Below are 9,234 nucleotides of genomic sequence, written 5' to 3'. Positions count from 1 at the left end.
CCAGGCGCTCCTCGCAGGCCCGCGCGATCTGCCGCGAGGAGTAGACGCCGCGGCTGTAGGCGTAGAGCAGCAGCGCTACCATCATCGCAGGATGATAGGGCGGATAGCCCCGCAGCTCCCGCTCGTACGGCCCCAGCACCGCCGACAGGTCCAGCTCGCCGCGCACGATCTCCCGCACCAGGGGCGCCGGATGGTCCGCGGCAACGAAGTCGTGCACCGACGCCGGCAACAGCCACCGCTGGTCCACCTCCCAAGCCCGATAGGTCTTGCCCATGAACCGTAGTGAATCACGACCACTGCCGAGCGTCGAGACAAAGGCGCTTACTCGGACAGGCTCCTAGTCCGGCAGCGGGATCAGGCGGCCGCGGAACACGACGGGACCGGTCGGCTGGCCGCTCGGCGAGCCGCCGGCCGGCTCCAGGCTGACCGCCAGCAGCGCGCCGGGCCCGGCCTTGCCGAGCTGGGGGATCGAGAGCGGCAGGCGGCCGCTCTTCTCGCCGTGCGGCAGCAGGCCGAGCGAGCGCGGCTTGCCCTGGTCGACCAGCCACAGCTCGTAGTCGCCGCCCACCGCCGGCGGCGTCGGGGCGACCGGGCGGGCGACGATCTCGCCTCTTGCGAGGTCGACCTCGACCAGGAAGCCGGGCTGGTCGGGATCCTGGCGCAGCAGCGAGACGAAGCGCTGCGGCGCCGCGGCCGGCCGTTCGGCGCCCGGAGGCGGCGGCGGCTCCGGCAGCAGCAGGCCCAGGCCGGAGGGACCGAGCAGGAGCAGCAGGGCGAGGCCGGCGGCCAGGGCGCCGAAGCCGGCGGTCGCCCAGCGCTGGCGCCTCAGGGCCCGGCGCAGCGAGACCAGCGTGCCGGCGCCGGCCGCGGGGCCGTCGCCCTCGGCCGGTCCGGAGCCGCCCGCCGGCGGCAGGGCCGCGGCGATGCGCCGCCAGAGCTCGGGCGGCGGCTCGACCGGGGGCGTCGCCGCGTCGAGCGCGGCCAGCCGCTGCTGCCAGGCCGCGATCAGCCGGGCCAGGGCGGCGTCCTCGACGGCCAGGCGCTCGACGGCGGCGCGCTCCGCGGCCGGCAGCGTGCCCAGCACGTAGTCGGCGGCGAGCTGCTCGCGCTTGCTCCAGGCCTCGCTCACGGCGTCGCTTCCCTCGACTCCAGGCAGCTCTTCAGCTGGATCAGGCCGCGCCGGATCCAGCTCTTGACGGTCCCCAGCGCGGCGGCCTCGCGCTCGGCCAGCTCGCTGTGGGTGTAGCCCTCGCAGTAGGCGCGCAGGATGCAGCGCCGGGCCCGCGCGTCGAGCTGCCCGAGGCAGGTGACGAGGCGCGTGCCGGAGCCCTCGCCGGCCGCGGCGACGCGCGCCAGCGCCTGCGGATCGTCGGGCTCCAGGCCGGCCTCGGTCAGCTCGTCGAGCGAGCGCTCGCCGCGGTCGCGGCGCAGCCGGTCGAGCGCGCGGTTGCGCACGATGGCGATCATCCAGGTCATCGGCGTGCCGCGCTCGGCCCGATAGTCGCCGGCGCGCCGCCAGATCGTGAGATAGGCGTCCTGTACCACGTCCCTGGCCCAGTCATCGCGGCGCAAGATACGCAGCGCGACGCCGAACAGTTTCGCACTGCTCGCCTGGTAGAGGGTGGCGAAGGCGGCCCGGTCGCCGGCGGCGCAGGCCGCGAGCAGCGGCGCCAGGACCCGGGTCGAGGAGTCCGGCGCGCCGCCGGCCGGGCTTTCGGCTTGTCGTGGCTCGGCCGTCACCTCGGCCCGTCCCTCCCCCGGGGGCACCGCGAATCGCGGGCGGCAGGCCTGCGATCGCGGCGCTTTGACCCCAAACTAGGGCGGCCCTAGGATGAGGAAAGGCCGCCGTCAGAGCGGCCCTTCCTTTCCAGAGGGGAGCGTCCCGAGACGATGGCAACCGATCCCATGAAGGCCCGTACCCTGGCGGCCGATGCCCTGGAGTTCCATCAGCGGGGCCGCCCCGGCAAGCTGGAGATCGCGCCGACCAAGCCGCTGACCACCCAGCGCGACCTGTCGCTGGCCTATTCGCCTGGCGTCGCCGAGCCCTGCCTGAGGATCGCCGAGGAGCCGGCGCTGGCCTACGACTACACGGCCAAGGGCAACCTCGTCGCGGTGGTCTCCAACGGCACCGCCGTGCTCGGCCTCGGCAACCTCGGCGCGCTCGCCTCGAAGCCGGTCATGGAAGGCAAGGCGGTGCTGTTCAAGCGCTTCGCCGACGTCGACGGCATCGACCTCTGCATCGACACCGAGGACGTCGACGCCTTCGTCAACTGCGTGCGCTACCTCGGCCCCTCCTTCGGCGGCATCAACCTCGAGGACATCAAGGCGCCGGAGTGCTTCATCATCGAGCAGCAGCTGAAGGAGCTGCTCGACATCCCGGTGTTCCACGACGACCAGCACGGCACCGCGATCATCTCGGCGGCCGGCGTCATCAACGCCTGCCACCTCACCGGGCGCGACCTGGGCGAGGTCCGGATGGTGATCAACGGCGCCGGCTCGGCCGGCATCGCCTGCGCCGAGCTGCTCAAGGCCATGGGCCTCAAGCACGACAACGTGCTGATCTGCGATACCAAGGGCGTCATCTACCAGGGCCGCAGCGAGGGCATGAACCAGTGGAAGTCGGCCCACGCGGTCAAGACCGAGCGGCGGACCCTGACCGAGGCGCTGGAGGGCGCGGACCTGTTCTTCGGCCTCTCCGCCAAGGGGGCGGTGACCCAGGAGATGGTCAAGGCGATGGCGCCGAAGCCGATCATCTTCGCCATGGCCAACCCCGATCCGGAGATCACCCCGGAGGAGGTCAGGGAGGTCCGCTCCGACGCCATCGTCGCGACCGGCCGCTCGGACTACCCGAACCAGGTCAACAACGTCCTGGGCTTCCCCTACATCTTCCGCGGCGCGCTCGACGTGCGCGCCAGCACCATCAACATGGAGATGAAGATCGCCGCGGCCCAGGCGCTGGCGGCGCTCGCCCGCGAGGACGTGCCGGACGAGGTCGACCGCGCCTACGCCGGGCGGCGCCTGCGCTACGGGCCGGAGTACATCATCCCCGCGCCCTTCGATCCGCGCCTGATCGTCGCCATCCCCAAGGCGGTCGCCCAGACGGCCATGGAGACCGGCGTCGCGCGCAAGCCGATCGAGGACATGGAGGGCTACGAGCAGCAGCTCTCCGGGCGCCTCGACCCGACCGCGGCCAGCCTGCAGCGGATCTTCGACAAGGTGCGCCAGCATCCGCAGCGCGTCGTCTTCGCCGAGGGCGAGGAGGAGAAGACGATCCGCGCCGCCCAGGCCTTCTTCAACGCCGGCTACGGCCGGCCGGTGCTGATCGGCCGCGAGAACCGGGTGCGCGACGCCATGAAGTCGATCGGCTGCACCGGCGACTTCTGCGAGATCGTCAACGCCTCGATCGGCAATCACCGGGAGCGCTACACCGAGTTCCTCTACAACCGGGCCAAGCGCAAGGGCATGCTGTTCCGCGACTGCCAGCGCGCGGTCAACCAGAACCGCAACGTCTTCGCCGCCTGCATGCTGGCCTGTGGCGAGGCCGATGCCCTGGTCACCGGCCTGACCCGCGCCTTCAACGTCGCCTTCGAGGACCTGACCCGCTGCCTCGACCCGAAGCCGGGCCACGTGCCCTTCTGCCTCAACATCCTGGTGCACCGCGGCCGCTCGGTCTTCATCGCCGACACCCAGGTCAACGAGCTGCCGAGCGCCGAGGAGCTGGCCGACATCGCCATGCAGAGCGCCGAGGCGGCCCGCGTGCTCGGCCACGAGCCGCGCGTCGCCCTGCTGTCCTTCTCGAACTTCGGCAACCCGCCGCGCGAGCGGGCGATGCGGGTGCGCGACGCCATCGAGGTGCTCGACCGGCGCCAGCCGGACTTCGAGTACGACGGCGAGATGCAGGCCAACGTCGCGCTCGACTACGAGCTGATGCGCGAGCTCTATCCCTTCTCGCGCCTCTCCGGCCCGGCCAACGTGCTGGTCATGCCGGCGCTGCACGCCGCCAACATCTCGGCCAAGCTGGTCCAGCAGCTCGGCTCGGCCAACGTCATCGGGCCGATCCTGCTCGGCCTCAACAAGCCGGCCCAGATCGTCCCCCTCGGCTCGACGGTCAACGACCTGGTCATTGCCGGCGCCCTGGCGGCGCACGCCGCGGTCTCCGCCAAGGTCGGGTGACCGGCGGTCATGTCTGTGCTTCGGCGCCCGTCCCGGCGCGCCGGAACAGGTCCAGGTAGGCCGGGTCGCGGGCGACCGCGGCGCTGAAGGAGAAGCGCCGGACGGTCGGCAGCCAGTGCTGCAGCGCGGCCGCGGTCAGCTCGCTGCCCAGGTGCGTGCGGGTCACGCGCGCGATCTCTCGATAGAGAGCCTGCGAGACGCCGGCCTCCTTCAGCGCACCCGGCCGCTTGTCCATGGCCCCTTCTTCCGGCTGCGGGAAGAGATCGCCGACCGGCGTGGCGGGGTTTGCCGACTGCACCAGGTCGAGGATCGCTTCGGCGCCGTGCGGGTGGCCGACGACCAGGGCCAGCAGCAGCAGGCCGCCGCAGCTCTCCTCGCGGCGCAGCGGCGCCAGGGCCCGGCCGATCGACTCGCGGCTCTTGAGGATCCGCCAGATGTTGACGAAGGCCTTGGCGGTGCGCGGCGAGCGGCCGACCACGGCCGAGAGGTCGCGCATGCAGTCGCGCTCGAAGGGCTCGATGAAGATCGTCTCGGCCTCGGCCTCGACCTCGTCCTCCAGCCCGACCGCGCGGCCGCCGAGCGCGGCGCCGGACGCCGGTCCCGGCGTGACCGTTCCCTCCGTGCCGGGCGCGGCGTCGTCGGTCCGGTCCTCGCCCGCCACCGGCGGCAAGTCGCCGGCGACCAGCTCGTCGACCAGCCGGCCGAAGGCGTTCTTGTCGATCGGCCTGAGCCAGAAGGGGATCTGGAAGATCTTCTCCAGGAAGTCCGCCGGGTCGGCGGTGTCGGCGGTCTCGACGCCGAGCGACTGCAGCAGCTTCAGGCGCTCGGTGCCGGATCCGGCCAGCAGGCCGGCGCGGGCCATCGCCAGGGCGCGCGACAGCCAGCGCTCGTCGACTCCGACGACGACCACGAAGAGGTCGAAGGCGAGCAGCAGGTGGATCGCCTGCAGCACCTCGAAGACCCGCTCCGGCGGGCAGCGGTCCAGGTCGTCGATGTAGAGCACGATCCGGTCGATGCGGCCGGGGTCGGCCAGCGGCAGCGCCGGCTCGTCCGCCTCGCCGCGCGCCCGGCGCAGCCGCCGCGACAGCTCCTCGAAGTCGTTGCGGATCAGCGCCAGCAGGCCGAGCTGGCCGCGGTAGTCGCCGCTGCCGGCGCGCTCCTCGATGAAGTGGGCGACCGAGCTGGTGGTGCGGAACTCGCGCAGCGCCGCCTCGGCGCGCTCGACCCGCCCGGCCGCCTGGCGGCTCTGCACCTCGGCATTGGCCAGCTCGACCTCCAGGTCGGCGAGCTCTCGGCGCAGGGCCGCCGCCTGCCGCTCTTCCGGCCGTGCGGCGACGACCCGTTCCAGCCTGAGCTGGCTGCGTTCGAGCAGGCTCAGGGCCCGGTCGGCCATGCCCTGGACCCGCTGCCACCAGGCCAGGCCGGTCGCGAGCAGCGCGAGGCCGCCGGCCAGGACCGGCTGCCAGTCGACGCTCCGCAGCAGCCAGGCGAGGCCGAGCCCGGCGCCGAGCACGGCGAGGGCCAGGACTGCCAGCAGCAGGCGCGAGCGACCGTCAAGCTGCCCGGTGGCGCGCAGCAGCGCCGCCGCCCGGCCGGCGAGGGTCCGCGAGCGCTCGACTTCCTCCCGCAACTGCCGCTCGATCGCGGCCAGCGCCGCGCCGTCGCCCTGCTCGGCCCGGCGTCGCAGCTCGGGCTCGATCCGCTCGCCGACGGCCTCCCAGGGCACGGCGCGCAGCAGGTCGAGCAGCGACAGCCGGACCCGCGTCTCGTCGACCTCGCGGCGCTTGATCTGCAGCTTCCACTGCGCCGCTGCCAGCTGGTCGCGGGCGGCGCGCTCCTCGTCGTGGGCCTCGCGCTCGATCTCGGCGGCGACGTTCAGCTGGCGCAGCAGGGTCTCGTGGCGCAGCGTCCGCTCGGCCTCGGCCTTCTCCTCGATGCGCGCCAGGCTGTTGAAGAGGTGGGCGACCAGGCTGGCCCAGAGGTTCGATTCGACGTAGTGCCAGGCGTTGAACTCGATCTGCACGACCTTCGGCCAGAAGGGCGAGTCGGGATTCTCCTCCAGTCCCGCCGGATCGCTCGCCGCCGGCCGCGTCGCCGAGGCCGCCAGCGCCTCGATCTGGCCGCGCAGGCGGTTCATGAAGAAGGACTTGCCCGAGCCCCAGTTGCCGAACAGGCCGATCGAGAGCGGCGGCTTCACGGCGCGCGCCGCGATGACGCTGGCGAAGGCCTTGACGTCCGGCTCGATCTCCAGCGCGTCCTCGCCCTCCGGCCGGTCGGCCGAGAAGTTGGCCAGCGCCTGCCCGGCGCCGGGCAGGCGGGTGAAGCGCCGCCAGCGCGCCGCGGCGCCTGCGCCGAAGACCCGCTCGACCTGGGCCAGGAAGGCTTCGCGCAGCGCGGCCAGCGACAGCCGTTCCGCGGCCAGCAGCGCCCGCACCCCGCGCAGGTCGCCGAACAGGAGCGCGGCGACCAGGGCATAGTCGAAGGCCGGCCGCTGCTCGGGCGGCGGCAGCGACTGACCATCGGTCAAAACTTCGGTGGCGGACTGGATCTGCGCCGCCCTCTCGACCACGGCCGCCGCCTCGGCGGAGAAGCTCTCGCCCAGGCGCTCGATCGCCCGGCCCGCCGTCTCGCCGTCGACGCCGGCGTCGTAGAGGTCTTCCCGCGCGGGCAGGCTCTCCAGGATCGACAGCGCCGGGCCCGCCGTCGCCTCCGGACCGCCGGACGACAGCTGCGGCGCCAGGGCGCGACGCAGCCAGACGACCGCCGGCTCCTCGTCCGCCGCCGCCGCTGTCGTCGTCTGCCCCTCGGCGAAGAGCGCCGCCAGCAGGTCGACGCACTGCACCAGCGCCCCGAGCATCAGCGGGCGGGTCCGGGCGCGGCCCAGCAGATCCAGCAGCGGCGTCGACGAGCTCGCGGAGACGAAGGCGCCGCGCTCCAGCGTGCCCGGCGGCTCGGGCGCCTGCAGGTCCCGTGCCGCCGCGATCCGGGTCAGGGCGGCGGCCTGGGACGGCGTCAGCGCGAAGTTGGTGCCCTGCGGGGCGCGCAGGATCTGCAGCCCGGCCAGATCGGGCTCGCCGCGGATCGCCTCCAGGGGCAGCGGCTCCCCGAAGCGCGCCTCGCACTGCAGCTGGACCCAGAAACGGCCGTCGTCCGGATCGCGCAGGGCCGGGCTGACCAGCCGGCCCCAGCCGTGGATCGCGCGCTCGCCGGACTGCCACAGCCAGACCACGTCGCCAGGGCGCATGCGGGTCGCGTAGCGGCTGGCCAGCCAGCCCTCGGTCCCGCCCGGCTTCAGCTCGCTGGCGAGGTCGTACTTCTCGTGGTTGGCCTGGAAGATCCAGTGGCTCGGCGCGTCCGGGTCGAAGTCTGGCGCGTCCATGGCTGCCCACCCCCGTCCATGGTCCGTTTCCTCCATGGCCTGCCGGCGGCCCGAGCAACAGTAGCATCGCCTTGTGATTGCAGCACAGCCTTCACACAAGCGTGCTATAGGCTGCGGTCTTCTCGCGCGACGCGGCGGACATCTATACCATTGCCGGTCGGCTCCGGCGCTCCGCAGCGACCCCCGGCGGCCGGGAAGAGGAAGGCGAAAGCGACCGCGATGGCGGCGAAATCGACCCTGGGCCGGCGCCTGCCGGTCGCCCTGTTCGTGATGACCCTGCCAAGCCTCGCGGCGCTGGGCGGCCTCTGGCTGCTCGGCCGGCTGGACGGCGCCTGGGCGCTCGGGGCGCTCGCCGTGGTCGTCGCCGGCCTGCTGCTGCTGCTCTATCCGCACTTCCACCACATCGAGGCGCTGCGCCGCTACGTCGCCAGCCTGCCGCGCGCCAGCGAGGCCGGCGGCAGCCTGCCGAAGCCGCCGGCGTCGGGCTCGCAGCTGCTCGCCCCGGAGCTCGACCAGGCGATCATCGAGACGGCGCGCGAGCGCGAGCGCCGGCGCCGCGAGCTCGAGGCCGCGATGGCCGGCAACGAGTCGATCCTCTCGACCCTGCCCGACCCGCTGATCATGCTCGACCGCAACCGCCGGATCGTGCGCGCCAACCCGGCGGCCGAGACGCTGTTCGGCGACGGCACGGCGGGGCGCAACCTGACCGGCGTGCTGCGCAACCCGCAGCTGCTGGCCGCCGCCGACGCCGCGGTCTCGGGCGAGGGCGGCCGGGTCGTCGAGTTCACCTTGACCGGCGAGGTCGAGCAGTACTTCTCGGCGCGCGTCGTGCCGCTGACCACGCCGGCGCTCGACGGCACGGTCGCGATCGTCTCGCTGCACAACCTGACCAGCGTGCGCCGGGCCGAGCGGATGCGCGCCGACTTCGTCGCCAACGCCAGCCACGAGCTGCGCACGCCGCTCAGCAGCCTGCTCGGCTTCATCGAGACGCTGCTCGGCCCGGCGCGCGACGACGGCGAGGCGCGCGAGCGCTTCCTGGCGATCATGCACGAGCAGGCGCTGCGCATGGCCCGGCTGGTCGAGGACCTGCTCAGCCTGTCGCGCATCGAGATGCGCGAGCACACGCCGCCCGACCAGGCGGTCGATCCCCAGGCGCTGCTCGACAGCGTGGTCGGCGCGCTGGAGCTGCGCGCCCGCGCCAAGGACATGCGCCTCGAGGTGCGGATCCTCGACCACCTGCCGGTCGTCGGCGACAAGGACGAGCTGGCCCAGGTCTTCCAGAACCTGATCGACAACGCCATCAAGTACGGCCGCGCCGGCACCGCCGTCCGGGTCGTCGCACGCCGCGCCGAGCCGGCCGGCGACGCCGCGGCCCGGCGGGTCGGCCGGCCGGTGCTGGCGATCGCCGTCAGCGACGAGGGCGAGGGCATCGCCCGCGAGCACCTGCCGCGGCTGACCGAGCGCTTCTACCGGGTCGACACCGCGCGCTCGCGCGAGCTCGGCGGCACCGGCCTGGGCCTCGCCATCGTCAAGCACATCGTCAACCGCCACCGCGGCCACCTGACCATCGACAGCAAGGTCGGCAAGGGCACGACCTTCACGGTCTTCCTGCCGCTCGCCGAGTCCGCCGCGCAGCGTCCGCCGCAGCCCGCCGCGGTGCGCCGCGCCGGCTGACCGGGCCG

Annotated in this window: 6 protein-coding genes; 2 read left to right on the top strand and 4 right to left on the bottom strand. The window is 73.4% G+C overall.

Going from position 1 to position 9,234, the window contains the following annotated elements; genetic code table 11:
- The 3 genes from B9O00_RS03610 to B9O00_RS03600 form a co-directional block, all read right to left on the bottom strand.
- The coding region (locus B9O00_RS03610; protein WP_143596134.1) for a transposase at window positions 1-274 on the bottom strand (274 nt) is incomplete at its 3' end.
- 63 nt (window positions 275-337) lie between these two features.
- Window positions 338-1,129: an anti-sigma factor gene (locus B9O00_RS03605; RefSeq protein WP_159460081.1), complete on the bottom strand. Its 792-nt coding sequence runs from the start codon at window positions 1,127-1,129 to the stop codon at window positions 338-340.
- Window positions 1,126-1,740 (bottom strand): sigma-70 family RNA polymerase sigma factor, encoded by a 615-nt coding sequence (locus B9O00_RS03600; RefSeq protein ID WP_085121036.1) that lies wholly within the window; start codon window positions 1,738-1,740, stop codon window positions 1,126-1,128. Before B9O00_RS03600 ends, B9O00_RS03605 begins: the two co-directional genes overlap by 4 nt.
- Before the next feature lie 150 nt (window positions 1,741-1,890).
- Here B9O00_RS03600 and B9O00_RS03595 point away from each other — a divergent pair, with 150 nt between their 5' ends.
- Entirely contained in the window at window positions 1,891-4,173 is a 2,283-nt protein-coding gene (locus tag B9O00_RS03595; RefSeq protein ID WP_085121035.1) for an NADP-dependent malic enzyme, read from the top strand.
- A 7-nt stretch (window positions 4,174-4,180) separates the two neighbouring features.
- Here the strand turns inward: B9O00_RS03595 and B9O00_RS03590 are convergent, their stop codons facing one another.
- Window positions 4,181-7,552: a P-loop NTPase fold protein gene (locus B9O00_RS03590; protein ID WP_159460080.1), complete on the bottom strand. Its 3,372-nt coding sequence runs from the start codon at window positions 7,550-7,552 to the stop codon at window positions 4,181-4,183.
- Window positions 7,553-7,771: 219 nt separating this feature from the next.
- Here B9O00_RS03590 and B9O00_RS03585 point away from each other — a divergent pair, with 219 nt between their 5' ends.
- A complete protein-coding gene (locus tag B9O00_RS03585) occupies window positions 7,772-9,226 on the top strand; it encodes an ATP-binding protein (protein ID WP_085121033.1) in 1,455 nt (484 codons plus the stop codon).
- The last annotated feature ends 8 nt before the right edge of the window (window positions 9,227-9,234 follow it).

The sequence above is a fragment of the Tistlia consotensis USBA 355 genome (assembly GCF_900177295.1).
Taxonomy (GTDB): domain Bacteria; phylum Pseudomonadota; class Alphaproteobacteria; order Kiloniellales; family DSM-21159; genus Tistlia; species Tistlia consotensis.
The sequence above is the reverse complement of the archived record's forward strand: the minus strand, read 5'-3'. Positions and strand labels throughout refer to the sequence as shown.

Excerpts from the sequence above, each read along its gene's own strand:
- B9O00_RS03590 (WP_159460080.1), bottom strand. The coding sequence starts at position 7,552 with ATGGACGCGCCAGACTTCGACCCGGACGCGCCGAGCCACTGGATCTTC.
- B9O00_RS03595 (WP_085121035.1), top strand. The coding sequence starts at position 1,891 with ATGGCAACCGATCCCATGAAGGCCCGTACCCTGGCGGCCGATGCCCTG.
- B9O00_RS03585 (WP_085121033.1), top strand. The coding sequence starts at position 7,772 with ATGGCGGCGAAATCGACCCTGGGCCGGCGCCTGCCGGTCGCCCTGTTC.